This window comes from Mesorhizobium sp. WSM4842 (assembly GCF_055901575.1).
This window is the reverse complement of sequence record NZ_CM148372.1, coordinates 4,482,370-4,509,358: the sequence shown is the minus strand read 5'-3', so window position 1 is coordinate 4,509,358 and position 26,989 is coordinate 4,482,370. Positions and strand designations below refer to the sequence as shown.

The 26,989-nt window shown below is 62.0% G+C and carries 23 protein-coding genes; 8 read left to right on the top strand and 15 right to left on the bottom strand.

What is annotated here, in order from left to right:
* Window positions 1-43 precede the first annotated feature (43 nt).
* A complete protein-coding gene (gene dusA, locus AC0NIE_RS21765; RefSeq protein WP_473487387.1) occupies window positions 44-1,039 on the bottom strand; it encodes a tRNA dihydrouridine(20/20a) synthase DusA in 996 nt (331 codons plus the stop codon).
* A 143-nt stretch (window positions 1,040-1,182) separates the two neighbouring features.
* On the opposite strand from dusA, the gene AC0NIE_RS21760 reads away from it, so the two are divergent.
* Both AC0NIE_RS21760 and AC0NIE_RS21755 read left to right on the top strand, forming a co-directional pair.
* Complete coding sequence (locus AC0NIE_RS21760) at window positions 1,183-1,332, top strand: hypothetical protein (protein WP_473487388.1); 150 nt, start codon at window positions 1,183-1,185, stop codon at window positions 1,330-1,332.
* Between the two features lie 97 nt (window positions 1,333-1,429).
* Window positions 1,430-2,707, top strand: a complete 1,278-nt coding sequence (locus AC0NIE_RS21755) for an NAD(P)/FAD-dependent oxidoreductase (protein WP_473487389.1) — start codon at window positions 1,430-1,432, stop codon at window positions 2,705-2,707.
* A gap of 105 nt (window positions 2,708-2,812) precedes the next feature.
* On the opposite strand, the gene AC0NIE_RS21750 is transcribed toward AC0NIE_RS21755, so the two are convergent.
* The 4 genes from AC0NIE_RS21750 to AC0NIE_RS21735 form a co-directional block, all read right to left on the bottom strand.
* Window positions 2,813-4,141 carry an aspartate aminotransferase family protein gene (locus AC0NIE_RS21750; RefSeq protein WP_473487390.1) on the bottom strand — a complete coding sequence of 443 codons (1,329 nt, stop codon included), beginning with the start codon at window positions 4,139-4,141 and terminating at the stop codon, window positions 2,813-2,815.
* 85 nt (window positions 4,142-4,226) lie between these two features.
* The gene (locus AC0NIE_RS21745; RefSeq protein ID WP_473487391.1) at window positions 4,227-5,357 is read right to left on the bottom strand and encodes a phosphotransferase enzyme family protein; all 1,131 of its coding nucleotides are present in this window, start codon (window positions 5,355-5,357) and stop codon (window positions 4,227-4,229) included.
* Window positions 5,358-5,526: 169 nt separating this feature from the next.
* Complete coding sequence (locus tag AC0NIE_RS21740; protein WP_473487392.1) at window positions 5,527-6,195, bottom strand: haloacid dehalogenase type II; 669 nt, start codon at window positions 6,193-6,195, stop codon at window positions 5,527-5,529.
* Window positions 6,196-6,387: 192 nt separating this feature from the next.
* On the bottom strand, window positions 6,388-7,284 hold the full coding sequence (locus tag AC0NIE_RS21735) for a LysR substrate-binding domain-containing protein (protein WP_474044013.1): 897 nt from the start codon (window positions 7,282-7,284) through the stop codon (window positions 6,388-6,390).
* A gap of 75 nt (window positions 7,285-7,359) precedes the next feature.
* On the opposite strand from AC0NIE_RS21735, the gene AC0NIE_RS21730 reads away from it, so the two are divergent.
* The 5 genes from AC0NIE_RS21730 (at window position 7,360) to AC0NIE_RS21710 (ending at window position 12,976) form a co-directional block, all read left to right on the top strand.
* Window positions 7,360-8,529 carry a four-carbon acid sugar kinase family protein gene (locus tag AC0NIE_RS21730; RefSeq protein ID WP_473487394.1) on the top strand — a complete coding sequence of 390 codons (1,170 nt, stop codon included), beginning with the start codon at window positions 7,360-7,362 and terminating at the stop codon, window positions 8,527-8,529.
* Complete coding sequence (gene pdxA, locus AC0NIE_RS21725; protein ID WP_473487395.1) at window positions 8,516-9,529, top strand: 4-hydroxythreonine-4-phosphate dehydrogenase PdxA; 1,014 nt, start codon at window positions 8,516-8,518, stop codon at window positions 9,527-9,529. The genes AC0NIE_RS21730 and pdxA overlap by 14 nt, the downstream gene beginning before the upstream one ends.
* Entirely contained in the window at window positions 9,526-10,239 is a 714-nt protein-coding gene (locus AC0NIE_RS21720; protein WP_473487396.1) for a 4-hydroxythreonine-4-phosphate dehydrogenase, read from the top strand. Before pdxA ends, AC0NIE_RS21720 begins: the two co-directional genes overlap by 4 nt.
* A gap of 554 nt (window positions 10,240-10,793) precedes the next feature.
* On the top strand, window positions 10,794-12,119 hold the full coding sequence (locus AC0NIE_RS21715) for an NAD(P)/FAD-dependent oxidoreductase (RefSeq protein WP_473487408.1): 1,326 nt from the start codon (window positions 10,794-10,796) through the stop codon (window positions 12,117-12,119).
* A 179-nt stretch (window positions 12,120-12,298) separates the two neighbouring features.
* Window positions 12,299-12,976, top strand: a complete 678-nt coding sequence (locus AC0NIE_RS21710) for an aspartate/glutamate racemase family protein (RefSeq protein WP_473487397.1) — start codon at window positions 12,299-12,301, stop codon at window positions 12,974-12,976.
* Between the two features lie 249 nt (window positions 12,977-13,225).
* On the opposite strand, the gene AC0NIE_RS21705 is transcribed toward AC0NIE_RS21710, so the two are convergent.
* From AC0NIE_RS21705 to AC0NIE_RS21690, 4 genes are all read right to left on the bottom strand, one after another.
* The gene (locus AC0NIE_RS21705) at window positions 13,226-14,680 is read right to left on the bottom strand and encodes an aldehyde dehydrogenase family protein (RefSeq protein ID WP_473487398.1); all 1,455 of its coding nucleotides are present in this window, start codon (window positions 14,678-14,680) and stop codon (window positions 13,226-13,228) included.
* Window positions 14,677-15,951, bottom strand: coding sequence for an NAD(P)/FAD-dependent oxidoreductase (locus AC0NIE_RS21700; protein ID WP_473487399.1), 1,275 nt, complete (start codon window positions 15,949-15,951; stop codon window positions 14,677-14,679). The genes AC0NIE_RS21705 and AC0NIE_RS21700 overlap by 4 nt, the downstream gene beginning before the upstream one ends.
* A 61-nt stretch (window positions 15,952-16,012) precedes the next feature.
* Window positions 16,013-17,182: an alanine racemase gene (locus AC0NIE_RS21695; RefSeq protein WP_473487400.1), complete on the bottom strand. Its 1,170-nt coding sequence runs from the start codon at window positions 17,180-17,182 to the stop codon at window positions 16,013-16,015.
* 19 nt (window positions 17,183-17,201) lie between these two features.
* Window positions 17,202-18,068, bottom strand: a complete 867-nt coding sequence (locus AC0NIE_RS21690; RefSeq protein WP_123145917.1) for a GNAT family N-acetyltransferase — start codon at window positions 18,066-18,068, stop codon at window positions 17,202-17,204.
* Between the two features lie 304 nt (window positions 18,069-18,372).
* On the opposite strand from AC0NIE_RS21690, the gene AC0NIE_RS21685 reads away from it, so the two are divergent.
* Window positions 18,373-19,311 carry an ornithine cyclodeaminase family protein gene (locus AC0NIE_RS21685; RefSeq protein WP_473487401.1) on the top strand — a complete coding sequence of 313 codons (939 nt, stop codon included), beginning with the start codon at window positions 18,373-18,375 and terminating at the stop codon, window positions 19,309-19,311.
* 119 nt (window positions 19,312-19,430) lie between these two features.
* Here the strand turns inward: AC0NIE_RS21685 and AC0NIE_RS21680 are convergent, their stop codons facing one another.
* The 6 genes from AC0NIE_RS21680 to AC0NIE_RS21655 form a co-directional block, all read right to left on the bottom strand.
* The gene (locus AC0NIE_RS21680; protein WP_473487402.1) at window positions 19,431-20,738 is read right to left on the bottom strand and encodes an NAD(P)/FAD-dependent oxidoreductase; all 1,308 of its coding nucleotides are present in this window, start codon (window positions 20,736-20,738) and stop codon (window positions 19,431-19,433) included.
* A 204-nt stretch (window positions 20,739-20,942) separates the two neighbouring features.
* On the bottom strand, window positions 20,943-21,977 hold the full coding sequence (gene tdh / locus AC0NIE_RS21675) for an L-threonine 3-dehydrogenase (protein WP_474043997.1): 1,035 nt from the start codon (window positions 21,975-21,977) through the stop codon (window positions 20,943-20,945).
* Window positions 21,977-23,164: a glycine C-acetyltransferase gene (locus tag AC0NIE_RS21670; protein ID WP_473488379.1), complete on the bottom strand. Its 1,188-nt coding sequence runs from the start codon at window positions 23,162-23,164 to the stop codon at window positions 21,977-21,979. The genes tdh and AC0NIE_RS21670 overlap by 1 nt, the downstream gene beginning before the upstream one ends.
* 38 nt (window positions 23,165-23,202) lie before the next feature.
* Entirely contained in the window at window positions 23,203-24,147 is a 945-nt protein-coding gene (locus tag AC0NIE_RS21665; protein WP_473488310.1) for a homoserine kinase, read from the bottom strand.
* 33 nt (window positions 24,148-24,180) lie between these two features.
* Window positions 24,181-25,608, bottom strand: coding sequence for a threonine synthase (gene thrC, locus AC0NIE_RS21660; RefSeq protein ID WP_473488311.1), 1,428 nt, complete (start codon window positions 25,606-25,608; stop codon window positions 24,181-24,183).
* A 64-nt stretch (window positions 25,609-25,672) separates the two neighbouring features.
* The gene (locus AC0NIE_RS21655; protein ID WP_473488312.1) at window positions 25,673-26,983 is read right to left on the bottom strand and encodes an NAD(P)/FAD-dependent oxidoreductase; all 1,311 of its coding nucleotides are present in this window, start codon (window positions 26,981-26,983) and stop codon (window positions 25,673-25,675) included.
* Between the last annotated feature and the right edge of the window lie 6 nt (window positions 26,984-26,989).

Genomic DNA, 26,989 nt, shown 5'->3' with positions numbered 1-26,989 from the left:
GGAAGACACGCAAGCGACCGCATGATCTTGCGCGATTGGACAGTCAGGCTGCTTCGGCGTCCGTCCCGCTAAAATCGACTGCAGCGAAAGCCGCCTTCAGCACATCGGGTCCGGCGTCCGGCCTTGTCGCATCGGTCGAAAGGATCTGCCGGTAGCGGCGCGCCCCGGGCAGGCCGTGGAACAGGCCGACCATGTGACGGGTGACGTGGCCAAGCCGCCCGCCCCGCTCGATGTGGCGTGCCGCATAATCCGCCATGGCATCGATCAGCGCGGCAACGTCGAACGCGTTGGGTTTGTCGCCGTAAAACGCCGCGTCGACGCCTGCCAGAATGCCCGGCGTATGATAGGCGGCGCGGCCGAGCATGGCGCCGTCGACATGATCAATGTGATCGAGCGCCTCTTCAAGGGATTGAATGCCGCCGTTGATGCCGATGAATTTGTTTGGATTTTTGGCCTTCAGCTGATACACCCTGTTGTAGTCGAGCGGCGGGATGTCGCGGTTTTCCCTAGGGCTCAGCCCTTCCAGCCACGCCTTGCGGGCATGCACCCACAGCGCGTCTGCGCCGGCCGCGAAAACCCCGTCCGCCAGTGCATCGAGCGCCGGCTCAGGATCCTGCTCGTCGACGCCGATGCGGCATTTGACGGTGACGGGGATGCCGACAGAAGCCTTCATCGCCGCGACGCAATCGGCGACCAGAACCGGTGCTTTCATCAGGCAGGCGCCGAACGTACCCGACTGGACGCGGTCGGACGGGCAGCCGACATTGAGGTTGATCTCGTCATAGCCGAAGGCTTCGCCGATGCGGGCCGCCTCGGCAAGCTTCTGCGGATCGGAGCCGCCGAGCTGCAACGCGACCGGATGTTCCGTACCATCGAAGCCGAGCAAGCGCTCGCGCTCGCCGTGGATGACCGCGTCGGCGACGACCATCTCGGTGTAGAGCAATGCCCGGCGCGTCAACTGGCGATGGAGGAACCGGCAATGCCGGTCCGTCCAATCCATCATAGGTGCAATGGCAAACCGCATGCTTAAGTAATTCATTTCATTCCACTTTTTCGCTCTCAATCCGTCCAATGCCCCATTGGACCGACGGATAAAGAAGTTCCCATATCATATCCAAAAACACGCTTAACAGCGACGGAAGCTTCTGAGAAGCAGCGCTTGAGCCCGGATTGGTCACCTGAATGTGCACGAAAGCGATGAAGGCCAGTCATCCGAAAGCTGACCACGCGGCCCGCTATCAAGGGGATTTAACCTGGCAAATCGCCGAGGCGTACTGCGGCGTCTGCGCCACTGCCGCATTTCCTGCGGTTTCCGCCGCGCAGGACGACTGATTGTTGCAGGCCCATGGCAAGGGCCGTACCTCACAGCGCGGGAGCGGAGCTACACTTCATCCTGTCGGCGTCCCGACGAGCGCGAGAGGTGTTCAAAATGAAGCTTACCTCCTATTGGCATGATACGTCGAAAGCCTTTGCTGGGGCGACCCGCGAACCCCTCTCCGGCGATTTCGAAGTCGCCGTAATTGGGGCGGGCTTCACCGGTCTCAATGCCGCGCGCAAACTGGCCAAGTCTGGCGTGAAGGTCGCACTCATCGAGGCCGAGCATGTCGGATATGGTGCATCGGGGCGCAATGGCGGGCACCTCAACAGTGGTCACTTCGCCAGTTTTGGTGCGGCCAAAGCGCACTTTGGAGAGGCCAAGGCTCGTCGGTTCTGGCGCTCCTACGACGACTCGATCGACATGATCGAAGCCATCATTGCTGAAGAGGGCATCGACTGCAGCTTCCGCAGAGGAGGCAAGCTCAAGCTTGCATCCAAGCCATCGCATGTGAAGGGGCTGCAGGCCATGTGCGAGGAGCTTCGCCGCGAAGTGGACCCCTCGGTGGAGTGGCTCTCACGTGGCGATGTCCGCAAGGAGCTGGGTTCGGAGGCCTTTCACGGCGCCGTGCTGTCACCCAAGTCGGCGATGATGCATATGGGCCAGTATGCCAATGGCATGGCGGACGCAGCCGCTCGCCATGGTGCGACGATCTGGGAGCACAATCCCGTCCAGTCCTGCATCCGGGTGTCAGATGGCTGGCGGATCACTTCGCCGACCGGCTCGCTCGCTGCCCGCCGGGTCATCCTTGCGACCGACGCCTATACAACCGAGAATTTTGACTACTATCGGCGACGGATGATGCCAATTGCATCTTTCATCGTCGTGACGCGCCCGCTTACCCCCGAGGAGATCGCGGCAACCCTGCCGGGCAATCGGAACTACACGAACTCGCTCAACATCGCCAACTACTTCCGACTCACCCCGGACAACAGACTCTTGTTCGGCGGGCGTGCGAAGTTCTCGGCTGCCTCTAACCAGAAGACAGACGTGAGTTCCGGAGATCTTTTGCGCAAGCAGATGCTCGATGTGTTCCCGCAACTGGCCGATGTCGAAATCGACTATTGCTGGGGCGGTCTCGTCGGCTGCACTCAAGACCGCTATCCGCGCGCCGGCGCCGCCGATGGCCTGATCTACGGCATGGGCTATTCAGGACATGGCGCGCAGCTCTCGACGCTGATCGGAAGTGTGCTAGCGGACATTGCCATGGGCCACACAGATACCAATCCAATCGGTGGCATGGACTGGAATGCCGTCCCGCTGCATACCGGCAAGCCGTGGTTCCTGCCAATGGTGGGCACCTATTATCGGCTGAAGGATATGCTTGCCTGATCCCGCCGAGAGGCCCCAAGTGGCCGACCGACACCGCCAATCTCGGCGCGCACTGAACTAGGATCTGGGAACCAGGACCAGGCCACCTGCTCGCAGGCATGCGGTCTAGCCTGCGACCTTGATGAGCGCCCGCTCCATGGCTGCAAGGAAGAGGTCGACATGCTCGGCCTGACAAACGAGCGGCGGGCGCACTTTTAGCGAATCCTCGTTGGCCCCTGTCGTGCTGACAAGGACGCCGTCGTCGCGCATTGCGTTCACGACATCCAGCGCCATTGCCCGCCTGCCTGCCGCCGGGGCACCCTCAGGCCCTATATCGATGCCAAAGAACAGACCGGCGTTGCGGATCGCAAGAATTCCGGGCTGCTGCTTCGCGAGTTTCTCCAGCCCGGCTCGGAGGCGCTGGCTCATGGCAAGCGCTTTCTGAGGGATCTGGTCGCGCTGCAGGATCGTCAGCACGGCGTCCGCGGTCGCTATGCCAACCGTATTTCCGGCGAATGTGTTCGAGTAGCGAGAGGTGGCACCAAATTGCTCCATCGGTGCTTTACGACCAACGACAGCGCCAATTGGAAATCCATTGCCCATCGGCTTGCCGAGGGTAACAAGATCCGGAACGATCCCGTGCCGCTCAAAGCCCCACATATGAGCGCCGGTTCGCCCGAAGCCCGGTTGAACTTCGTCGGCGATGACGAGACCACCTGCCTCCCGGACGGCCGCAACTCCACTGGCAATGAAGCCAGGGGGATCGACCCATACGCCATCGCTGGAAAAAATACTGTCGATGAGCAGGGCCGCAACGCCGATGCCACGACGGTTCAGATCCACAATGGCCGAACGAATCTGTGCCTCGAAAAAGTCCGCAGCCTGGGCTTCCGGCACCCCTGCCGGCCCAGGTAGGGATACCATACGCACGAATGGGCTGAGCTTGACCGCGTCGCCCAGGTTCGGGGAAACCGCGGCGGTAGCCGCACTTGTGCCGTGATACGCGTAAGTCGAGACGATCACGCCTTCGTTGCCGCTCGCAAATCGCGCGATACGCAGGGCGAGATCGTTGGATTCACTCCCCGTGCAAGTAAAAACCACCCGGTCGAGCTCGCTTGGGAAAGTGTCGACCAGTCGCTCGGCATAGTCGATAAGTTTTGGCTCGAGATAGCGCGTGTTGGCGCTTATCCGGCCCGCCTGTTCTGCCATTGCGGCGTTTACTTCTGGGTGGCAATGGCCGAGCGACGGCACGTTATTGTAGAAATCAAGATAAGCCCGCCCGTCAGGGTCGTAGAGCCACATGCCTTCGCCGCGAACGAAGTGCACGGGCCGGCGGTACTGGAGCCGATAGGAGGCCCCAAGTACTTCGTCACGGCGAGCAATTAGCTCGGACTCGCGCCTGGGAAGGTCGGACTCGCCGGGCCTGTAGCGATTAGGCATGAGATCTCTGGACATGTGCTGCTGCCTATTTGAAAGAGTACCTTGATCAATTCGCGGTTCGTCTTTTGGCTACTGTGCCGGTCGAGCGAACCGAAATGCGTTACGGCTGAAACGACGGCATTGCCGCCAGGACGGCCGCCTCGCCCGATGCGACACCAAGAGGCGCCAGGATGGAAAGTCCGTGCTCGGCACGCGCGACATTCTTTTTGATGTACTGGGCGTCGGCCGGAAAAAGGTGGGATCGCCAGTAGTTGACCAAGATCAATGCGCTTTGTCGCGCCCGCATCAGTCCGACGAGCAGTGTTGCTTCCAGTGCCGAAAATGGAATGACAGAGGCGTAGCCGGCGATAAGATGCTCGGCTCCACCCAAAGGAAGGGTCGAATCCCCTACGACGTGACTTGCTGCGATCGCCAGGTCCTGGATCCTGGGGCTCCAGCAGCCATCGCCGAAATCGATGAAACCCATTCCCTGGCCCGTCACCATCATATTGAACGGGCTGGGATCATTATGAGTTACCTGCCACGCCACGTCAGAGATTTGTGGCTCAACGAACTCCGCATACTCCGCCATCGCGACGCGTACGCTATCGGCAATGCTCCCGGATGGCAGGTATTGCTCCAGTTCCATCAACCGCGACCAGCAACCGACATGCCAAAGAACGGGACGGTGAGCCGCGGGCACACTGACCAGCTCAAGAGCTAGGTCCAGCCGGGCGAGAGCACTGCCGGTTCGAAAAAGCAGGTCGGGAGTTGGCGTCGCCTGGTGCAGCGGAATGCCCTCAATCCGGGTCTGCAAGTACCCGCATGTCCCCTCTTGCTCAAACATCAATGCGCCGCTGGTCGTGCGGGGCACTTCGGGTGCAACGAAGCCCGTGAACCCTTGCAATCCGGCCATAGCGGCGGTTTGAAAACGAAAGCTGTCGACCGCCTCCGCTCTTGCCGACGTCTTCAGGATCAACCGGCGGCCGTCCGACAGGTTGACGTCAACGGTGCGCTCAACCTCGGAGGACAATATCTCGATCGATCCCGTCAATCCGTAGTGGCGCTTCAGTAGTGCCGCCGACATGTCCGGTTCGGAGGAGCCCGGCCGCATCGCCAGGATTGCGGCGGCATCGCGAAAATAGGCGTCGGTTGAAGCTGCCGCGTTAGGCAGATGATCGCATCCTGCCGTCATAGAGCCATTGAGCTGACCAGCTTCTTCATCGGGGACCAGATCAACACAAGCACCCAATTCGAAAAATCCTCGCCTGTTGGGGACGGTTGTTCTTCATGCTTCGACAGATGGAGCGCTCCAGCGATGGCGCGCCGCAGGTCTATTTCTCGGGGTATTTGAGACGGCGCCGCTGGCAGCCCTCGAAAATGGGCGCAGTGCTCTGCGGGGCTCCGGCCTATCCTCGCCCTCAGAGTCCGAAAACGCCTGGTAGCTGAGTCACATCGCGGATTTCGGTGTATTCGTAAAAGGGATTGGCCGGCTCGTGGCGGCGATTGACCCAGACCTTGCTCTTGATCCCCAGATCATAGGCGGACATCAGGTCGTGGCGGAAAGACGAGGAAACATGCGTGATATCCTCCGGGCCGCAACCCAGCATGTCGAACATGTATTCGAACGCCTTGAAGTGCGGCTTGTAGGCACCCGCCTCTTCAGCGGTCAAGACGGCATGAAAGGGCGCACCGAGCTTTGCCACGTTCGACGGAATCTGGGCCACCATGGAGTTCGTCAGGGTGACCAACGGAATTTCCTTGGCCAGTTTAGCCAATCCCTCGGGTACGTCCGGATGCGGCCCCCAGGTGGGGATGCGGTTGTAGATCGTTTCGGCGTCTTCGGCACGGAATGCGACGCTGTTGCGGCGGCAGGTGCGTTCCAGTGCGTTGTGAACGACATCTGCATAAGGCTTCCAGTCCTGCAGCACCTCATCGAGGCGGTAGCCCTGGAAGTTTCTGATGAATTCGTCCATGTGCGGCCCATCCAGAAGATGACCGAACAGGTCCCTGGCGGCTTCCGCCATTTGGAAATTGATGAGCGTGCCGTGGCAATCAAAAGTCACGTATTTCGGCCGGAAGCGATCCATGTCCTTGGTTCCTGTCAATCTGCCCTACCAGCCGAGCATAATCGCAGGCGTTTGGCAGAATGTGCCGCAATGCATGGTCATTCAGCAGAAGGCCCTCCGGTCGACCGCCAAACCAGCACGCCCTTTCGCAGTGCTGTCTCTTTCGCCCCGCCTGAGCCGATACGGGCGCAAAGGCGACCTTATTTTCTTAGTTTAGCTGTTCTCAAGCACCTGCCGCTTGAACGATCTCTCGGACTCTGCGGTCAGCCAATCGCGCAATGCGGCGAGGCCGGTTGAAACAATGACCGACTTCGGATGGATCAGGCCGTAGTCCGTCCCGTCGCGATCAAAGCCGAGAGGTGCTTCCAATCGCCCATTCGCGACGTCATCCGCTGCGATCGCCTGGGGGGCAAGAGCAACGCCAAGACCACCCAGGGCCGCTTCTGCCATCAGGAAATGATGATCCAGCAATTGGGTCGTTCGAGGGCGCGGCGCATCCATGTGCGCGTCGAGCCACGCTTCCCAAGCATTCGGTCGCGTCCGTGATCCGAGCGCCACATAGTCGCCACTCTCGAACCGCTTGCGCAGGGATGGCAGCATGACCGGACCAACCCGCTCCGGCATCAGCCTGGTGATGGTCCATTCCGGGTCCACCAGAAAATCGAGTCGGCGGATCGCAAGCGTCACCCGGTCACGCGCGAAGTCGAGCCCTCCGCCGCCGGTTGACAGATGCACCTCGACATCCGGGTATCGATCCTGAAACCCAGACAAGCGGGGGATCAGCCAGCGCATCGCCAGCGAGCGTTCGCAGGACAGGATGATCGGAATGGGCGTCGAGCTGGATCTGATTTCTGCCAAGGCATCAGTGATTAAATGGAACGCCTTGCCGGTTGCCTCCGCCAGCTTCACGCCATCGGAGGTCAGACGCACCCCTCGCCCGTCCGCTTCGAGCAAACGCAGACCAAGATCGGCGGAAAGTTTGGAGACACGGCGGCTGACTGCACCATGCGTCAGAGCGAGTTCGGCGGCCGCAGCACGCACAGATCCCAGACGCGCCACTGTCTGGAAGGCACGCAGATCGTCCAAAGAAGATACGTCAGATCGTTTCATTGGTGATTATATATCACCAACAATCGTCAGATCATATGGATAATCGCCGTCGATCATTCTGCTATTATCACCAACATGAAGCGCAACACATCTTTCCAGGTCGGGATAATCGCCGACGACCTGACCAGTGCTACCGACGGCGCGGCGGCCTTTCTCGCGAGAGGCCACGCACCTGTGATCAAGCGACAGGTCGACGGCGCGGAGAATGGAGCTGTCGCTTCGATCGATACCAACAGCCGCGCCTCCGACATCTCACAGGCAAGAAAGGCTACGGCCGACGCCGTGTCGGCCCTCTCGAATGCCCGCCTTCTGTTCAAAACCATCGATTCGACCCTGCGCGGCCATATCCGCGAGGAAGTCGCCGCCGCCTTTCGCGCCAGCGGCCGGAGCAAGCTTGTCATCGCTCCAGCCTTTCCCGAAGCGGGGCGGCTCACCGTCGGCGGGATCCAGACGGTGAACGGCATCCCTGTGAGTCAAAGCGTCTACGGCCGTGATCCAGTCCATCCCGCAGGCACATCGCACATTGCCGATCTGGTCGACCCGTCCCTGGGGATACCGACCATTCTCGCCCCAGACAGTTCCGGCGATGCGGCGACGAAAGGGTCCATTCTGATCCTCGACGCCGACAGCCAGGAGGTACTGAACCGGCAGGTCGCCAGCATCCCCAATCCTGAGACTGTTCTTTGGGTGGGCTCTCCTGGTCTCGCCATCGCGCTAGCATCGCTGGTCCCTGCCGTGCTGGATGGGCGCCCGGCAACCGGCCAAGCCGCCGGGCGGGTGGTGATCGTCGCAGGAAGCGCCAATCCGGTGACGCGCGTCCAATGCGAGACCTTGTGTGCACGAGGCGTTCCCGTCGTCAGCGACCTGGCCGACGCTCCCGGCGACGCCCGTGTGATTTGCCTTCGGGCACCGCTGCAACGGCAGGAGAATGCCAGCGCGGTGATGACGAACCTCGCCGGACAGGCAGCCGCAGCGGTCGCCCGGCGCGACTATGACGCGGTGATTGCCACCGGCGGCGAGACGATGGCCGCGATCCTCGACCGCCTCGGCATCAGCAGTTTCTGTCTCACCCGCGAGCTGGAGCCCGGATTTCCGGTCGGCCGCGCCGAACGGGCGGACGGAACGTCGCTCACCATCGCCATGAAGGCGGGAGGGTTCGGCTCACCTTCGGCACTCCTTGATGCCGCCCGCGACCTGCTGGCCAAACCGCTTTCAAGAAAGGCTCTGATCGATGACCGCCCATGACGCTCCTCTAGCCGTGACCATGGGTGATCCCTCCGGCATCGGCCCCGAGATCATCGCAAGAATGTATCTCCGTCGACCGGACAAGCGACACTGGATCGTCGTCGGTGATCCGCTGGTGATGAGCCACGCCCTCCGCGCGCTGGATGCTGAAGTGCGGGTCCGGCCGATCGCCTCCGTCGATGAGACCGTGCTCGATGACGGAACCCTCAACGTGCTTTGCTCCTCGCAGCTTTCCGCCCTGCCACCGGTCAGCCAGGTTTCGGCCGTCAGTGGACGCGCGGCGTTCGACGCCATCGTTGTCGCGATCGGACTGGCGCGGGACGGTTGGGTGGGCGGCATCGTAACGGCGCCGATTCACAAGGAGGCCCTCGCCGCCGCCGGTCTGCACTATCCCGGCCACACCGAAATCCTGGCCGATCATGGCGGGGCTCCCAAGGTCGCCATGATGCTGGCGAACGAGGACATTCGCACGGTTCTTGTTACCATCCATTGTTCGCTGTCCGAGGCGATCCGCAAAGGCGATTTCGCGGCGCAGATGGACGCCATCCGGTTGGCCCATGCCGGTGCGCAGGCGCTTGGCATCTCCCATCCGCGCGTCGCCGTCGCCGGCCTCAATCCGCATGCCGGCGAAGGCGGTCTCTTCGGAGACGAGGAAATCCGCATAATCCGGCCGGCAATCGAGGCGGCCCGTGCCGAAGGCATCGACGCCTCCGGCCCATGCCCAGGCGACACCGTGTTCATGCAGGCCCGCAAGGGCCGTTTCGACATCGTGGTCGCGCAGTATCACGACCAGGGTCTCATCCCGGTCAAATATATGGGCCTCGACCATGGCGTGAACGTCACGCTGGGCCTGCCATTCGTGCGCACCAGCCCCGATCACGGCACCGCCTTCGACATCGCGGGGTCTGGCGTTGCCGACCCCTCCAGCCTGGAGACCGCCTTCGACTATGCCCTTCGGCTCAAGGCCTCCCTCCCGAACCGGAAAGCCGTCACCCCATGACCCAATTCGACTTCATCTTCATGCTGACGCGCAACGACCGCACCGTGACCGACGCCGCCGTCCACGTCGAAACGGCGCTCCGCACCGGAATCCGCCACATCGGCTTCAAGGACATCGGCCTGCCGCTCGACGCGCTCGCCGACCTCGCCCGCCAGATCCGCGCGGGCGGAGCCAGCACCTATCTCGAAGTCGTATCGCTCGACCGCGACAGCGAGATCCGCTCGGTCAAGGCGGCGATTGACCTCGGCGTCGACTTTCTCCTCGGTGGTACCCATGCCCAGGACGTGCTGCCGCTGCTGGAAGGGACGCCCATCCGCTACTATCCGTTTCCTGGCCGCGTCGTCGGGCATCCGAGCATTTTGGAAGGATCGCAGGCCGAGATCGTCAAAAGCGCCTTCGCGCTCGCCAGCCATCCCGGTGTCGCCGGTCTCGACCTTCTCGCCTACCGTTCGGCAGGCAATGTGCCGTCTCTCATCGACGCTGTGTGCCGGGCCGTGCCCAAGCCCGTTATCGTCGCGGGATCGGTGGATCGCCCGGATCAGATCGAGACTATTCGCAAGAGTGGCGCAGCGGGATTTACCGTCGGTACCTCTGCGCTGGACGGCCGGTTCCCGGCAGAGGGCCCCGCACTGGAATTCCAGCTGCGGGCGATCTCGGCGTGCCTCGAAGGACATCAAGAGAGCATGGGAGGTGAGGAACGATCCTGGTAGACAGCAACGTTCGACTTTCGTTCTTCACTTGGCCAAAATCGCAGCTTCGAGCCGACTTGGCCGACCGGAAGATGGAGCCCTCGAGAACCGCTGGCCTCCAGCTTGCGCTATCCATTCCGACGCGACCCCTATTTCGGAACCTCAGAGGCAGCATCAGCGACGCGTGGGATTATCCGCTTCGGCCGCGCTCAAACGGACATTATTCAAATCGGCGCTTCAAATCTGTGAGCGCCTCAGGGCTGAGGCATTTTACGGTCGCGCTCCTTGCCACGGCCGGCCTTGTCGATTGCTGTCTTCATGTTGTCGTAGATACCGCGCCGCCGAATGCCACCGAACACGCGGAAGGCGATTATGGAACTTCGTCAAGAGATTATGACATTGATTTTAAAGCGTCAAAAACGGCAGCGCCGCGGCTCTTGAAGACGATAAAATCGCCGTCACTTGCCGGATGCCGGCGATATTCGGCGCAAAATACCGAAATGCCGCTGCAGTCAGTGCATTCTGCGGCACCAGTCGCCGATACTGCTAGCGCTCATTTGATTGCCGAGGCCGCCATGTCCCCTTTAATCCACCACATCAGCAGCGATGAAACGCTGCCCAAGTCAGCGGACGTCGTGGTGATCGGCGGCGGGATTGTCGGCGCCAGCGCGGCCTATTTCCTGGCGCGGCGCGGCCTGTCGGTGGCGCTTATCGAAAAGGGGTATGTCGGCTGCGAGCAGTCGAGCCGGAACTGGGGCTGGTGCCGTCGGCAGAACCGCGATGCACGCGAATTGCCGCTTGCCAATCTGGCGCTGCGGCTGTGGGAAGAGCTGACCGAAGAGATCGGGCACGACCTTGGCTTCCGCCGTTGCGGGCTCATCTATGCGACCGCGGATCCAAAGCAGCTCGCCGAATGGGACAAGTGGCGCGCCGTTGCGCGGCGGTTCGACGTCAAGACGCGGATGCTTACGGCCGACGAGGCCACTGCCGCCGTTCCTGCGGCTGGCGGCCGCAAATGGCTGGGCGGTGTCCACGCGGCAGACGATGGCAAGGCCGAGCCCTGGCTTGCCGCTCCTCGGATCGCCGAGGGCGCCCGCAAGCATGGCGCGACCATTCATCAGAACTGCGCGGCACGCGGCCTGGATATCACCAATGGGCAAGTGAGCGGCGTCGTTACCGAGAAAGGCCTTATCCGCACCAGTGCGGTGCTATGCGCCGCCGGCGCCTGGGCATCGGCTTTCCTGCGTATGCATGCGGTGTCGATGCCGCTGGCCAGCGTCCGTCAGACCGCCCTGCGGACCGGTCCGGCACCGGATTTCGGCGAGGCCGTCTTTACCCCCAACTTTGCCATGACGCGCCGGCTCGATGGCAGCTACACGATCGCCGTCAGCGGCCGGGCGACCCTGGAGATCACCCCGCAGGGCATCCGCTATGTCCGCCCGTTTCTGCCGATGTTCATGAAACGGCTGAAGGCCGTCGAGATCGGCATAGGCCGCTCATTCTTCGAGGGCCCGGACTCACTCCGTCGCTGGCATCTCGACAAGCCGACCCCCTTCGAGCGCATCCGCGTCCTCGATCCGGCGCCCGACCAGCGGATGCTGGCGACCATCAAGACCCGGGTCAAAGCGATGTTCCCCAGCGTTGCCGATGCCGGCGTCGTGTCCACCTGGGGCGGGTATATCGATTCCACACCGGACGCGGTGCCGGTGATTTCCCCGGTGGACAGCATCGGCGGCATGTTCGTCGCCGCAGGCTGTTCCGGACACGGCTTCGGCGCCGGCCCCGGGTTGGGCCATCTGGCGGCGGATCTGGTCGCCGGTGGCGCGGCATGCGTCGATCCGACTCCGTTCCGCCTGTCGCGCTTCACGGACAGATCGAAAATTGAAGTTGGCGACTTCTGATGCAATTGACCGCATGGCGACAGCAAGGAGCGCCGTGCGATCGCGGATCTGCATATCGGCTGGCCTAAGCGCGATCCGGACCGTTTGGTGAAGAGGATTCTTACGAGGGACCAGGTTGATGAACTGGTCAAGACATCCAGTTCCGCCAACTCAGCTTCCAGCAACTTGATGGAAACCACATGCCAAATCAAACCACGAGCGCTTCCGCCAGAAAGCTGGCTTTCATCCACACGGTTTCCAGCCTTGTTTCCGAGTTCGAGGGCCTCGCCAAAGAACGCTTGCCCGACTGGAAGCCATTCGCGATCCTCGACGAGAGCCTCCTGAGAAATACCATTGAGCGCGGGTCGCTATCCGATCTGACGAAACGAAGGCTTGCTACCTACGTATGGTCGGCAGTCGACGCCGGGGCAGATGCGATTGTCGTCACATGCTCGACTCTCGGACCGGCAGTCGATGCCATTGCGCCGCTTTGTCCTGTGCCGCTATTCCGTATTGATGAAGGCATGGCCAAAGCCGCTGTCGAGCATGGAAACCGCATAGGTGTCCTGGCGACCTTGTCCACAACGCTGGTGCCGACCGTGGATCTGCTGAAGCGCAAGGCATGCGAGGCGCGCAAGGATGTAGCGATCGACGATGTGCTTGTTGAGGGAGCATTTCAACTCCTCGCCGGCGGCGACGTCGAAGCGCATGACGCGCAAATCCGCCTAGCTCTCGAAGAGCTGTCGAAGAAGGTCGATGTGGTCGTTTTTGCGCAGGCTTCGATGGCTCGTGCGGTGCGGGGCACGGCCCACAGTCTTCCAGTTCTGACAAGCCCCGTACTTGGGGTTGAAAACGTGAAACGGCGTTTGGAGCGGTGAGCGCGCGCAACTGGTGATAGATTTCGCTTCTTGAGCCGACATCCACACCTTTCCTCGCTTATCGACTACGAGCACTTGGGATTCGAGTGGATTTCGCGCCCGAACACCACGTCCTGCTGGTTGCTGCCTGAGAGCTCGGCGACAGGCGCAGCGAGCCGCGCAGTCTTCACTTTAACTGGTTAACGATCCGCCCGGCCCACTGGCATAGATGGCGCCACCTGCGCCCTCTCCACATGGCGAAGATGTCGCCTAGAAATAACCGAGGATGGACTTGACCTCGAGATACTCCAACATGCCCTCGAGGCCGTATTCGCGTCCGTTTCCGGATTGCTTGAAACCACCAAATGGCGCGTGTGGATCCCACGCCGGGTAGTTGAGATGCACTTGACCGGCGCGAATCCGCGACGCGACGTACTTGGCGACGTCCATATCCCTGCCCTGCACATGGGCCCCGAGGCCATAGATGGTGTCATTGGCGATGGTGACGGCCTCGTCGACTGTGTCGTAGGGGATAATGCAAAGGACCGGCCCGAAGACCTCCTCCTGAGCGATGCGCATGCCTGTGCGCACGTCGGAAAAGATGGTCGGCTTCACATAGAGCCCGACATCTAGGCCGTCCGGACGGCCCAGTCCGCCGGTGAGAAGTTTTGCGCCTTCCGAAACGCCGACGTCGATCATTGTTTGGGTCCGGTCGAACTGAGCACGATTGGCGATTGCTCCGTGGGTGGTGGCCTCCGAAAGAGGATCGCCGACGACAATCTCATCCGCGGCCCGCTGGGCAATTGACTCGATCTCGGAAAGCAGCGCGCGCGGCACGATCATACGCGTCGGCGCACTGCATGACTGGCCGAGATTGCGGAAGGCGGCGGCTATGCCCAGCGAAACGGCGCGATCGAGATTGGCGTCGGGCAGGATCACGTTCGGCGACTTGCCGCCGAGCTCCTGCGCGACCCGCTTGACCGTCGGCGCGGCGGCCTGGGCCACCGCGATGCCGGCACGGGTGGAGCCGGTAATGGAGATCATGTCGACATCCGGATGGGAGGCGAGACCCATACCCACGCCTGGGCCGTCACCATTGACGAGGTTGAAGGCACCGGCAGGGAAGCCGGCTTCCTCAATAGCCTCGGCGAACAGCAGGGCGTCCAGAGGAGAGAGCTCGCTTGGCTTCAGCACGACCGTGCAGCCTGCGGCGAGCGCCGGCGCAACCTTGGCGGTGATCTGGTAGAGTGGCCAGTTCCAAGGCGTGATCAGGGCGCAGACACCGATCGGTTCGTGGGTGACGGCGGTGTGGCCGCGCTGCTCGACGAAGGGGAAGGCTGTCAGGACATCGCGAGCGACCCTCACATGGGCGATCGCGAGCGGCACCTGCGCGGTGCGCGCATATCCGATCGCCGCGCCCATTTCGAGGCTCAAGCATTGCGCAAGCAGTTCGTTGCGCGCTTCGAGCAGCGCCTGCAGGCGATCAAGCAGACCCGCGCGGTGTTCCGGCTTGGTACGGCTCCAGGTGGTGAATGCCCGGCGGGCCGCCGAGACGGCCGCGTCCACGTCCTCGCTGTTTCCGAGCGGAAACGGGGCCACAACCTCTTCCGTGGCCGGATTGACCACGACGCCCGTGGCGGTGCCCCGCGGCTCGCGCCATTCGCCGTCGATGAAGAACCTGCCCAGGCGGCCGTTGCGGGACAGGTGTTCAAGGGGCGTGGTCATGTCACGAGGTCCTTCATGCGGTAATAGGCACCGAGGATCGGCAGGAACCAGGGACGCCCGAAGTATCCAGGGATCGCCGGCCAGTCGAAATCCTTCCAGGGGTTCAGATCGGGGCGCCCGTCCATGACCTCGGCCATGATGCTGCCCATCAGCGTCGACATCTGGGTGCCGTGTCCGCTATAGCCCATTGAGTAGTAGATGCCGTCGCGCTCTCCGGCGCGCGGCAGGCGATCGCGGGTCATATCTACCATGCCGCCCCAGCAGTAATCGACCCGGGTGCTGGCCAGTTCCGGATAGACTTCGACCATCGCCGCTTTCAGGATGCGGCCGCTCTTTTCGTCGGATTGAGGATTGGACACCGCAAACCGCGCTCGCCCGCCGAACAGCATACGATTGTCCGGCGTGAGCCGCCAGTAGACAACGAGGTTGCGCGTGTCGACGACATTGCGTCGGGTCGGCATGAGGCGCTCGAGTTGCGAAGGCGACAGCGGTTCCGTCACAATCAAGAAGGCGCCGACCGGCACGATGCGACGGCGTATCCATCCGAGCGGACCAACCTGGGAAATGCCGCTCGCCAGCAGGACCTGACGCGCGACGATCTTGCCGCGCGGGGTCTCTACTTCATGCCCGGCGGTGACCTTGCGCATCGCGATGACGGGAGCCCGTTCATGGACCTCGGCGCCACGCCGTGCCGCGGCGGTCGCCAGACCCCGGACGAACCGGCCGACATGCATGCTGGCGCTCTTGGGAAACAGCAGCCCACCATAGTAGCGGTTGGTGCCGACTTCGGTTAGCAGGTCGGCGCGCGCGATCATCCTGGTTCCGGGATCGACATTGGCCGCCAAGAGTTCCTGGCTGCGCGCCAGCATGTCGTAGTGCTCAGGCTTGGCCGCAAGCTTGAGCTTGCCGACACGGGCGAAGCTGCAGTCGATCCGTTCTTCCTGCACCAGCCGCTCGACCATGTCGACGCCAGCGTCGAAGGCCTTGTAGAGCGCGTTTGCGGCCGGCTTGCCGTGCTTGCCGGCCATGATGGCATAGTTCTGGGCAAAACCGTTGTTGCACATGCCGCCATTGCGGCCGGATGCGGCGTTGCCGATCGTTTTGGCCTCCAACAGTGCAACCCGGGCGCCCTTCTTGGCGAGGGCCAGCGCCGCGGAGGATCCAGTCAAGCCGCCGCCCACAACCGCCACGTCGTAGTGGCCTTCGAGCGGTTTGGACGTGCCCTCATTGAACGGCTGAGAGGTGTCCAGCCAATAAGATGTAAGCTTCATAGTTGCACCACCAGTGCGTCAGTTTGCATGGGCGCCATGCAAAGCGTTGCGATTGGAGCCCCTACCATCCGCGGATCCGCTCCCAACGCGCTTCGATCCTGGGACTGTCCCCGTTGACGACGGCGTAGAAGTGATGCTGGGCGGCCATCGCGCAGGCATGGTTGGGCAGAATCCGGACCCGAGCCCCGAGCGGCAAATCGGGCATGGACTTTCCAGAACCAGCACGAATGGCGAGGATACCGTGTTCCTGGCTGGCCTGCGCCACGATCACATCTTCAAGCACCCGCCCCTTTTCGTCGCAGACCACGCCGTAACCTTGGTCGATCTGCTGGTTTGCGGTTCCCCGGTCGCGCGAAAGCGCCATCCACCCCGCGTCGACCAGCACCCAACCCTTTTCCGGCTTGGACCCGATCACCGTGGCCAACACGGAAATCGCGATATCGTCGAGACCGCAGACCCCTACCCCGTGCTGGACGAGGTCAAAGAACATGTAGACCCCGGCGCGCAGCTCCGTGACGCCTTCGAGGTTCTCGGCGAAGTGCGCCGTCGGCGTGGAGCCTAGGCTGACGATCGGGCAGGCATGGCCGTGAGCGCGCAAAGTTTCGGTGGCGCGCACGGTGGCCGAACGCTCGTTCTCGGCTGCCTTGACCAGCGCATCGGCCGTGCTCAAGCCATAGGACTCGCCGGCATGGGCGAGGACGCCGACCAGGTTGGCGCCTGCTGCGACGACCCTGTTGGCCACCTCGAGCAGCTTGGGATCGTCCGGCTTCAATCCACCGCGATGGTCATCGCAGTCCAGTTCGATGAAGACGGACGGCGTCACGCCGGTGTCCTCGCGTACACCGGCAAGGGCGTCGGCCTGGTCCACGGAATCGAGCAACAGCTTCACATCAGCGCCGGTACGGCGACAAAGCTCCATGGCGCGGACGACCGAAGCCGGCGACATGCCGACCGCATAAGTCATGTCTCGAAAGCCGTGGCCGGCGAAATACTCCGCCTCGGCGATGGTCGAGACCGTGATCGGACCGGGTTCGCCGGGGAACACATACCGGGTGACGTCGATGCTTTTGGCCGTCTTCATATGCGGGCGCAGCACCACGCCAAGCTTTCTGGCATGCTCGGCCAGACGCTGGATATTGCGCTCGAGCCGTCCCCGGTCCAGAAGCAGCGACGGGGTGATGAGGGCGTCGATCGTTTGGGCCGCTTCACGTGTCTTTACACTCGTATCCATCGCTCCCCTACCTCATTCCTTAACCGAACGACTGATTTGCCACGGCATACATGCGGGCCGTCCCGTCGGAGACGGGCCGTCGCCCCTTGACCATCGCGATCGCAGCACCGACGCGCGCGAGGCCCAGGCTATCCAGCCAGTCGCCCAATCCGTGTTCGGCATAGACGTCGATGCGCACGAATTGGCCGTGAAGCGTCGCAAGCTGGGCCAGGATCAGGAGTCGCGCGTCTTGGGCGCTTTCGGCTGCAACAGGGCCGACCACGTAGCCGCGGCCGAACCGCCTGGCGATGGCGTAGCCTGCAATACGCCCCGCGCGTTCGATGACCAAAACATTGCCCGCATCAGCGAGGCCAGCCACCATCGACGGCCGGGGCATGCCTGTGGCCCGTTCGTCGAAGGCCTGGATCGCCGCGAGGTCTGGGACCGTCGCCTGACGGATGCCATCGCGGGTACTCTGCGTCACGGCAACGGTCAGCGAGCCCTGGTGCTGAAGCACCGTGCCCCAGGCATTGAAGCCGCGTCGCTTGTAGAGCGCGAGCCCCTCTTCCGTCGAATTGAGCAGCACGTTGCGCCCGTCCGTGGCCTGAAGCAACCCGTCAAAAAGCCGGGAGCCGTTGCCACCGCCTTGCGCGGAGCCAGTGACTATGATCATCCCGGCAGTGGCATAGGCCTGTCCGTAATTCCAGGACATGGCAGTGCCGATCACCTGTCCCGCCCGCTCGAGGACTAGGCCATTGCCGACCGTCACGGCAAATTCCCAGTCCTCCTGGCGATAAGGCCAGCCCATCTCCTGCGACAGCTTCAGCGCGCCCGGCACATGGCGGGTCTCGAATTTCATCAGCTCGGTCGGGGCGCTGACGATATCCCTGTCATGATCAACGGCCATAAGTGCAACGCTGTCGCTTGATCCAAAGTCAGATTGAAGTCGGACCTTAGAGTCGCGCCAGGCGGACAGTTTTCGCTGCTGTTTTGACCTTTGAATTCAGCGGGATCATTCGTTTTGAGCCGTCCGTCGGCATGCCATATGGCGCAAATCGGGCGAGGAATATCTGGCACCTTGAATCGCCCTTCGTGGCTGCCCCGCGATCGGCGTCCGCACGATTCACAATGGACGTGATCCCAGCCTCATCAATGGCTTAGCCGCAACATTCCCCAGCGATGAAACGCTTGATGCTCAGAAGGAATTTTGGATGATCTACATCAGCGAAGAGGAGTCAGCCGCCCTCGTCACGCATGAACTTGCCTTCGAGGCGGCGCGGGAGGCTCTCGTGGCGGCAGCATCGCCGCAGAGCTTGGTCTTTCCCGCTGTTCTCGGGCGCACACAGGAGGCGACCAATACCTTCTCAATCAAATCCGGTTCGTCGGACGACCTGACTGGAGTGAAAATTGGTTCCTTCTGGTCGGGCAACCCGGCACGTGGCCTTCCCCGCCACAACTCCACCATCGTGCTGCTCGATCAGCATACAGGTCGGCTCGGCGCCGTAATCGAGGCCGGCAAGGTCAACGCCTACAGGACGGCCGCCGCCGACGCGGTTGCGGCCGATCTTCTTGCGAGCAAGCAAGCCAAGGTTCTGGCGATATTCGGCGCCGGCAACCAGGCGGGCCTCGAAGTGATGGCGCTGGCACGCATCCGCCCAATCGAAACCGTGCTGGTCGTGGCCCGGCCTTCGCCGCGACGCGACGCGCTTGTCGATCAGATCGGAGAAAGGGGTCTGGAGGCGCGCGCTGCCTTGCCCGAAGAAGCCGTGCGCGCGGCCGACATCGTGGTGACGGCGACACCCTCACGCGAACCGCTGTTCGACGCCGCTTGGGTGGGACCCGGAACCCATATCGTCAGCATGGGGTCGGATGCTCCGGGCAAGCGCGAATTGCCGAGCGAATTGTTTCCCAGGGCACGTCTGTTTTGTGATCTGCTTTCCCAGTCCGTCCAGATCGGCGAGTTCCAACATTTGCGCGACGAGATCGACGCCGGCGTGCTTGCGGTAACACCAATCGGCGACGTCATTGAAAAGCGTGCGCCCGGACGCCGCTTCGACAACGAAATCACGGTCTTCGACAGTTCTGGTATCTCACTACAGGATCTCTACATGGCCGACGCGCTGATCCGCGCAAACGCGTCCCACCGCTGATCTAACGTGCTAGCCCGCAGCACTGCTGTACCACGCACCACCGTTAGCGATGGCGGCATGCGGCAAGGCCACTCGGGCGTCGATCCTGTGCCGTAGCGTGTCCACGAGCCTAAGCAACGTCAATGCAATTTGAGACGCGGACGGACAACGCGGTTGACATGGCCGACCAGGATAAGAGCCAGGCCCTTGATCCAGCCATGTATGGCCAGCAAGTGCATGCGGTACAAAGACACGTAGATCATCCTGGCCAGCCGCCCCTCAATCGCCATCCGCCCTCCGACGAGGTTTCCCATTAAGCTACCGACGGTGGAAAACCGGCTCAACGACACTAACGAGCCCTTGTCCCGATAGACAAATGCTTCCGGCGTTTCCCCAGCAATCACGTGAAGAATGTTGCGATAAGCGGTCGATGCCATCTGGTGGGCAGCCTGAGCTCGTGGTGGCACCGGGCCGCCCGCCCCCTCTGGCTTGAAAAAGCAGCAATCGCCTATGGCGAAGATGCGCTCGTCCCGGCTCGTTTGGAGGGTGGGGAGGACGACAAGTTGCCTGCTACGCGCCACCTCAAGTCCGTCGAGCTCTCCTAGAATATTTGCCCCCTGCACTCCTGCAGCCCAGACGCAAATATTGGCGTGTATCTGCTCCCCGGTAGCGCACCTCAATCCCGTTTCCGTTGCTTCCGATACAGCTGTGTTTGCGAGCACCCGGACGCCGAGGGCCTCAAGTTCCTGATGTGCGGCCTTTGCTAAAGCATCTGGGAGAGCCGGAAGAATTCGCGGCCCGGCCTCTATCAATGTGACCCTCAGCCGGGTCTCGTCGAAGACTTCCAGGCCATAATGTCTAAGAGATGATGCAGCATTGTAGAGTTCAGCAGCGAGTTCAACGCCTGTCGCACCGCCACCTACGATAGCTATATCAACAAACGCGTCGTCGGTTGGATCAGCTGACATTGTCCTGGAAACTCGAAGACAATGATTCAACAACTTCAATCGAAAGCGATCCGCTTGATGACGGTCTTCGAGGAAAAGACAGTGATCCTTGACTCCGGGAGTACCGAAGTCGTTTGAAACCGACCCGATTGCGATAACGAGGTAATCGTATCTGAGCCGATGTCGACCAACCAGCTCCGACCCGTCATCGTCGAAAATCGGCGCCACTATAACCTGCCGCGCTGTGCGATCGATGGCCTCCAACGACCCGTAGAAGAAGCGGTAGCCCCAACGGTGCCCGTGTCCGCGGTAGCCAACTTCGTCAAGATTTGCGTCGAGTGATCCGGCCGCGACCTCATGGAGGAGCGGCTTCCAGACATGGGTGTGGTTCCGCTCCACAAGAATGATATCGAAATCCTTACGGCCGAGACGTGCTCCGAGCCGCCGCACGAGTTCAAGACCTCCAGCCCCACCGCCAATGACGACTATTTGAGTCTTCATTGCTGCTTGCCCGGTCTCGTTGAGGGATGCCTCTCAACACGACTACCCGCTGTCAGAGGCGCCAGATGGCAATCAAGTCCTGGATTCGATAGCCCTGAATGATAAAGAAGCGTCATCATCGCCCTCACGAACTCAAAAATCGCGTTGTTCCCGGGCGTTCACGCCGCGAATGGCGAGCCCTGGAGTCCAGCCCCAAGGCCGCCGTCACCAGTCCATCACCACCTTGCCCGAATTGCCGCTCTTCATCGCCTCGAAGCCGGAGATATAGTCGTCCACGCCGATGCGGTGGGTGATCAGGCCGCTGACATCGAGCGGTCCCTGCACCAGTGCGATCATCTTGTACCAGGTCTCGAACATCTCGCGGCCATAGATGCCCTTGAGATGCAGCATCTTGAAGATGACCTTGTTCCAGTCGATCTCGAAGCCGGTCGGCGCGATGCCCAAAATGGCGATCTTGCCGCCATTGTTCATGGCGTCGATCATGTCGCGGAAGGCGGGTGCCGCACCCGACATTTCGAGGCCGACGTCAAAACCTTCGGTCATGCCGAGCGCCGGCATGATATCGCGCAGCTTTTCCTTCGACGCGTCGACCACATGCTGGACGCCGAGTTTTTTCGCCAGCGCCAGCCGCACCGGGTTGATGTCGGTGATGACCACTTTTCGCGCGCCGACGCACTGCGCCACCAGCGCACCCATGATGCCGATCGGCCCGGCGCCGGTGACCAGCACGTCCTCGCCGACGAGATCGAAGGACAACGCGGTGTGAACCGCATTGCCTAAGGGATCGAAGATTGCAGCGATCTCGTCGGGCACATCGTCGGGGATCGGCACGACATTGTGCTGCGGGATCGCCAGATATTCGCCGAAGGCGCCCGGCCGGTTGACGCCGACGCCGAGCGTGTTGCGGCACAGATGCCCCCTGCCCGCCCGGCAATTGCGGCAATGGCCGCAGACGATGTGGCCTTCGCCCGAAACACGCTGGCCGATCTTGTATTCGGTGACCGCCGCGCCGAAGTCGGCGACAGTGCCGACGAATTCGTGGCCGGTCACCATCGGCACCGGCACGGTCTTTTGCGCCCACTGATCCCAATTGTAGATGTGGACGTCGGTACCGCAGATCGCGGTCTTCTTGATCTTGATCAGAACGTCGTTGGGGCCGATTTCCGGCACCGGCACTTCTTCCATCCAGATGCCCGGCTCGGCGCGAGATTTAACGAGTGCGCGCATCATGTTGGACATCAGCCAATCACTCCAAGTTCGCGACCCACCTCACCGAACGCAGCCACTGCCCGGTCGATATCGGCGGCCGAATGGGCGGCCGACATCTGCGTCCTGATGCGGGCCTGGCCCTTGGGCACGACGGGGAAGGAAAAGCCGATCACGTAGATGCCGCGCTCAAGCAGCATGTCGGCCATTTGCGAAGCCAGCGCGGCATCGCCGATCATCACAGGAATGATCGGGTGGTCGGCTCCGGCCAGCGTGAAGCCCGCTTTTTCCATGTTGGCGCGGAAGCGCGAGGCGTTGTCGTAGAGCCGGCGACGCAAGCCGCCGCCCTGCTCGATCATATCCAGCACCTTCAGCGAGGCCCCGGCGATCGCAGGCATCAGCGTGTTGGAAAATAGATAGGGCCGCGAGCGCTGGCGCAGCCATTCGACCACCGGGCTGCTCGCCGCCGTGTAGCCACCCGAGGCACCCCCCAGCGCCTTGCCGAGCGTGCCGGTGAGTATATGGACCCGGCCCTCGACGCCGCAATATTCCGGCGTGCCGCGGCCGTTCTTGCCAACGAAGCCGACTGCATGGCTGTCATCCACCATCACCATTGCATCGTATTTTTCCGCGAGGTCGCAGACGCCCTGGAGATTGGCGATGATGCCGTCCATGGAAAAAACGCCGTCGGTGGCGATCAGCTTGAAGCGGCTGCCTTCGGCCTTCTTCAATTCCTCCTCGAGCGCCGCCATGTCGTTGTTGGCATAGCGAAAGCGTTTTGCTTTGGAGAGCCTGACGCCGTCGATGATCGAGGCGTGGTTCAGCGCGTCGGAAATGACCGCGTCCTCCTCGGAAAGCAGCGTCTCGAACAGGCCGCCATTGGCATCGAAACAGGAACCGTAGAGGATTGTGTCCTCCATACCGAGGAAGCTCGATATCTTTGCCTCGAGCTGCTTGTGCTCTTCCTGCGTGCCGCAGATGAAACGCACCGACGCCATGCCGTACCCGTAGCGGTCAAGCGCCTGCTTGGCCGCGTCGCGCAATTCGGCGCTGTCTGCGAGCCCGAGATAGTTGTTGGCGCAGAAATTCAGCACCTTTTCGCCGCCCACCTCGATCTCGGACGACTGGGGCGAGGTGATGACGCGCTCGCGCTTGTACAGGCCCTCCGTCTCGATCTGCGAAAGCAGCTCGCGAACGTGGTCTTTGAGAGTCGGTGCCATCGTGCTTCCACTTCCATTTGTGATCTTCGCGGTCTTGCTCATGCGATCTCTCCCCGGAGCACGCGCAACATGCGCTCGAAGTGGCTTGGATCGTGTGCTTTGAGGAGCGCAGCTTCCCGGGGCTGGTACAGATCCCAGAGACGCGATAACCAAAAACGAAAGGCTCCAGCGCGCTGCATCGCAGGAAGCAATAAGCGTTCGGGTCCAGTGAGCGCGCGAACTGACTCATACGCGCCGAGAAAGGCGGCAACTTGCTTAGTGTCTTGGCGGCCGGTGCCACTATCGACGCACCAGTCATTGAGGCACACGGCAATATCAAACAAAAAGGTGTCGCATCCGGCGAAGTAGAAATCGAAGACGCCGGTCAGGTGACCATCTTCAAACAACACGTTGTCACGAAAGAGATCAGCGTGCACCGGCCCCCTTGGGAGTTGCTCGTAGGTGGAGGACACAGCAATCTGGTTCTGAAAGGCCAGCTCGCTCGAGAGCAGCGAGCGCTGTCCCTCAGATACGCAGCGGCCGACCACCGGCACCACCTCGTTCCACCATTCGAGGCCGCGCGGATTGGCCTGCCGCCGTGGGTAGTCGCTCCCGGTCACGTGCATTCGCGCCAGGATCTCCCCGACAGCGCGACAATGCGACTCTGTCGACGCCGTCACGCTCTCGCCAGGAAGCCTGTTGACGATCACGGCAGGCCGGCCTTTCAGCGTGTGAAGGATTTCGCCTCTGACGTTGGCAACCGGATCCGGGACCGGCATTCGCTGCGCCGCAAGGTGCTTCATCAGGTGAAGGTAGAAGGGCAATTGCTCGAACGTGAGCCGCTCGAACAGGGTCAGCACATATTCGCCTGCCTCGGTATCCACAAAGTAGTTCGTGTTCTCAATTCCGCTCGTGCTGCCGCGAACGGAATTCGGCTGTCCCAGGCCCAGAGCCTGAAAGAAGGTTGCGACTTCGTCGGGTGACAGCTCGGTATATACGGCCATGGCGAAAAAGGTCCCGGTCGCGGAAGCAGCCTTTCAGCAGACCGCGGCCTGCAGGGTTTCGGCGATGTAGGTCTTTACGGTCTGTGCATCGGCGGGAAGCAGTTTGAACCGTCTCGGCAAACCCTCTATGCCATCGAACCGTTGCGGAGGAACTGGCTCTCGGCCCAGGGCCTCTCTGATGGTCTCCGCAAATTTGACCGGCAGGGCCGTCTCGAGCACGATCATCGGCACATCCGAAACCGAATGCTCGCGCGCGACCTTCACGCCGTCTGCAGTGTGTGGATCGATCAGCGCGTTGGAGCGGTGCCACGCGTCACGGATCGTCTCCAACCGGTCGGCGTGGGTGCTCTTCCCGCTGCGGAAACCAAAATGGTCCGCCGCCTTCCCGAAGGCGGGATCCCCGCTGAGATCGAACGACCCGCTTTCGCGCAGTTGATCGTCGAACAGCGATCTCGTCCGGCTGGCGTCGCGACCGAGCCAGTCGAACACGAAACGCTCGAGATTGGAGGCCTTGGAAATGTCCATGGATGGGCTCGAGGTTTCATAGGTATCCGCCCGGCCCCGCACGCGATACACCCCAGTGCGGAAAAACTCATCGAGCACGTCGTTCTCGTTGGTCGCAATGACGAGACGGGCAATGGGAAGGCCCATCATGCGCGCAACATGACCGGCGCAGACATTGCCGAAATTGCCCGAGGGAACGGCGAAGTCGACCTCTGACGAATTCTCTTCAGTCACCTGAAAATAGGCAGAGAAGTAATACACCACCTGAGCGACCAGCCGGGCCCAGTTGATCGAATTGACGGCGCCGATCCGGTGGCGCCTCTTGAAGTCAGCATCGCCGGACACGGCTTTCACGATGTCTTGGCAATCGTCGAACACCCCTTCGATGGCAATGTTCTGAATGTTGTCGTCCTGCAGGCTGAACATCTGGGCTTGCTGAAAGGCGCTCATGCGTCCGTGGGGCGACATCATGAAGACGCGAATGCCCTTCTTGCCGCGCATGGCATATTCCGCCGCGCTGCCTGTGTCGCCACTGGTTGCCCCGAGGATATTCAGCTCCACACCCCGCCGCGCCAGTTCATACTCGAGCAGATTGCCGAGCAACTGCATCGCCATGTCCTTGAACGCCAGGGTGGGACCGTTCGACAGTTCCGCCACATGGAGACCCGTCTCAAGCGTTCGCACGGGCGCGATCCTGGCGGTCCCAAAAACCTCGGGCCTGTAGGTCTTTGCACAGATGGCCTTCAGGTCAGCGGGCGGAATATCGTCGATGTAGAGCGACAGGATTTCAAAGGCGAGCACTGGGTAGGACAAGCCGCGCCACCGATCCAGCGTAGCATCATCCAGCCGAGGGTAGACCTCGGGCACATAGAGGCCGCCATCCGGGGCAAGACCTTCAAGCAGAATCTCGCAGAACTTCCTGCGTTCGGGATGGCCGCGCGTGGAGATGTAGTGCATGTGATGCTGTTCCTTGTCGCCGCTATCGTTCGGCAAGGGTCGAGAGATCGCCACCCTTCGGCCTTCAGCGGCTGGCGCGCCACCAGGCGATACGGTCCTGCAGGGCGTAGGCCTTGATAACGGCCGGGATGAACCACGGATTGCCGCGATAGAGCGGGATCGCCGCAGGCGGTCGGAAATCGAATGCGGTGCGCGCCCGATCGCTATGTCCCATCAGCTTGTGAGCCGCACGCATGCCGACCCATGGCGCCCAGACCACGCCCGAACCGCAGAAGCCGGTGGCATAGACCACGCCATCCTTCTCGAAGATCCTGGGCAGCATGTCGCGGTGCATCGCCACATTGCCGAACCAGCTGTGCGAAAGGCGAACCTTCTCCAGTTCTGGGAAAATTTCGCCCAGCCCGTTTCGCAGACGGAGCGTCGGGGCTGCCGGATCGCCTGCACGCGAGCTGTCGCGCCCGCCGAGCAGGATGCGTCTGCCGTCCGGCGAAGGGCGGTAATAGAAGCCAAGCTCGCGGCCCTCGCCCATCATCATCCGCTTCGGCATCAGGCGCGCCATCACCTCAGGCGCGAGTTCCTCGGTGGCAATGATCCGGCTGCGAACCGGAACCAGCCGACGGCGCAGGAAGGGACTGGCGCCATCCGTGTAGCCATTTGTGCAGACCAGCACCTGCCGCGCCTGCACCGTTCCGGCCGAAGTCGCGACGCGGAACCCGGAGCTATCCCTTTCAATCGAGGTCACGGGCGTGTTCGAATGCACCGCCAGTCCCGAAGCGAGCGCCACCCGCAGGAGCTCCGCGTGGAATTTGGCCGGGTGCAGCCCACCGATGTCCATCCGGACCATGCCGCCGCGATAGAAGTCGGTGCCGACGTAGTTGCGCTGCTTTGCATATGGAACAGCGTAAGATTCGATCCCCAGTTTCCTCGCCAACGCCTCGGCGCCGCGGGCCATCTTCTCGTACTGTTCATATCCGATGGCGCCCTTGAACAGGCCAACCAGTTGAAAGTCGCAGTCGAGCTTTTCCGACTTGATGAAGTCGTAAAGGAATTCGCGCGCGACCTTGCCCTCGGCCTCGATCGCCATGGTTTTTTCTTCGCCGAAGCGCCGGGTGATCGTGGCGTAGTCCAGCCGGATACTCCCGCTGGTAATTCCGCCATTGCGCGTTGAAGCACCCTCGCCCGGATTCATCGCATCAAAAGCTGCAACCGAACGCCCCTCGCGCGCCAGCGCAAGCCCGGCCGAAAGGCCGGCGTAGCCGGCGCCGACGATCGCCACATCGACCTTCCTGGCCAGGGGCTGCGGCGGCAGCGGCATGACGGGCGCCGCTTCCCACCAGTAGGGTGTGTTTTTGTCGGCGACTTTCGGCTCGTGCATGTGAGT

Coding starts and splice junctions, on each gene's coding strand:
- dusA (WP_473487387.1), bottom strand. CDS start 1,039: ATGAATTACTTAAGCATGCGGTTTGCCATTGCACCTATGATGGATTGG.
- AC0NIE_RS21760 (WP_473487388.1), top strand. CDS start 1,183: ATGTGCACGAAAGCGATGAAGGCCAGTCATCCGAAAGCTGACCACGCG.
- AC0NIE_RS21755 (WP_473487389.1), top strand. CDS start 1,430: ATGAAGCTTACCTCCTATTGGCATGATACGTCGAAAGCCTTTGCTGGG.
- AC0NIE_RS21750 (WP_473487390.1), bottom strand. CDS start 4,141: ATGTCCAGAGATCTCATGCCTAATCGCTACAGGCCCGGCGAGTCCGAC.
- AC0NIE_RS21740 (WP_473487392.1), bottom strand. CDS start 6,195: ATGGATCGCTTCCGGCCGAAATACGTGACTTTTGATTGCCACGGCACG.
- AC0NIE_RS21735 (WP_474044013.1), bottom strand. CDS start 7,284: ATGAAACGATCTGACGTATCTTCTTTGGACGATCTGCGTGCCTTCCAG.
- AC0NIE_RS21730 (WP_473487394.1), top strand. CDS start 7,360: ATGAAGCGCAACACATCTTTCCAGGTCGGGATAATCGCCGACGACCTG.
- pdxA (WP_473487395.1), top strand. CDS start 8,516: ATGACCGCCCATGACGCTCCTCTAGCCGTGACCATGGGTGATCCCTCC.
- AC0NIE_RS21720 (WP_473487396.1), top strand. CDS start 9,526: ATGACCCAATTCGACTTCATCTTCATGCTGACGCGCAACGACCGCACC.
- AC0NIE_RS21715 (WP_473487408.1), top strand. CDS start 10,794: ATGTCCCCTTTAATCCACCACATCAGCAGCGATGAAACGCTGCCCAAG.
- AC0NIE_RS21710 (WP_473487397.1), top strand. CDS start 12,299: ATGCCAAATCAAACCACGAGCGCTTCCGCCAGAAAGCTGGCTTTCATC.
- AC0NIE_RS21705 (WP_473487398.1), bottom strand. CDS start 14,680: ATGACCACGCCCCTTGAACACCTGTCCCGCAACGGCCGCCTGGGCAGG.
- AC0NIE_RS21700 (WP_473487399.1), bottom strand. CDS start 15,951: ATGAAGCTTACATCTTATTGGCTGGACACCTCTCAGCCGTTCAATGAG.
- AC0NIE_RS21695 (WP_473487400.1), bottom strand. CDS start 17,182: ATGGATACGAGTGTAAAGACACGTGAAGCGGCCCAAACGATCGACGCC.
- AC0NIE_RS21690 (WP_123145917.1), bottom strand. CDS start 18,068: ATGGCCGTTGATCATGACAGGGATATCGTCAGCGCCCCGACCGAGCTG.
- AC0NIE_RS21685 (WP_473487401.1), top strand. CDS start 18,373: ATGATCTACATCAGCGAAGAGGAGTCAGCCGCCCTCGTCACGCATGAA.
- AC0NIE_RS21680 (WP_473487402.1), bottom strand. CDS start 20,738: ATGAAGACTCAAATAGTCGTCATTGGCGGTGGGGCTGGAGGTCTTGAA.
- tdh (WP_474043997.1), bottom strand. CDS start 21,977: ATGTCCAACATGATGCGCGCACTCGTTAAATCTCGCGCCGAGCCGGGC.
- AC0NIE_RS21670 (WP_473488379.1), bottom strand. CDS start 23,164: ATGGCACCGACTCTCAAAGACCACGTTCGCGAGCTGCTTTCGCAGATC.
- AC0NIE_RS21665 (WP_473488310.1), bottom strand. CDS start 24,147: ATGGCCGTATATACCGAGCTGTCACCCGACGAAGTCGCAACCTTCTTT.
- thrC (WP_473488311.1), bottom strand. CDS start 25,608: ATGCACTACATCTCCACGCGCGGCCATCCCGAACGCAGGAAGTTCTGC.
- AC0NIE_RS21655 (WP_473488312.1), bottom strand. CDS start 26,983: ATGCACGAGCCGAAAGTCGCCGACAAAAACACACCCTACTGGTGGGAA.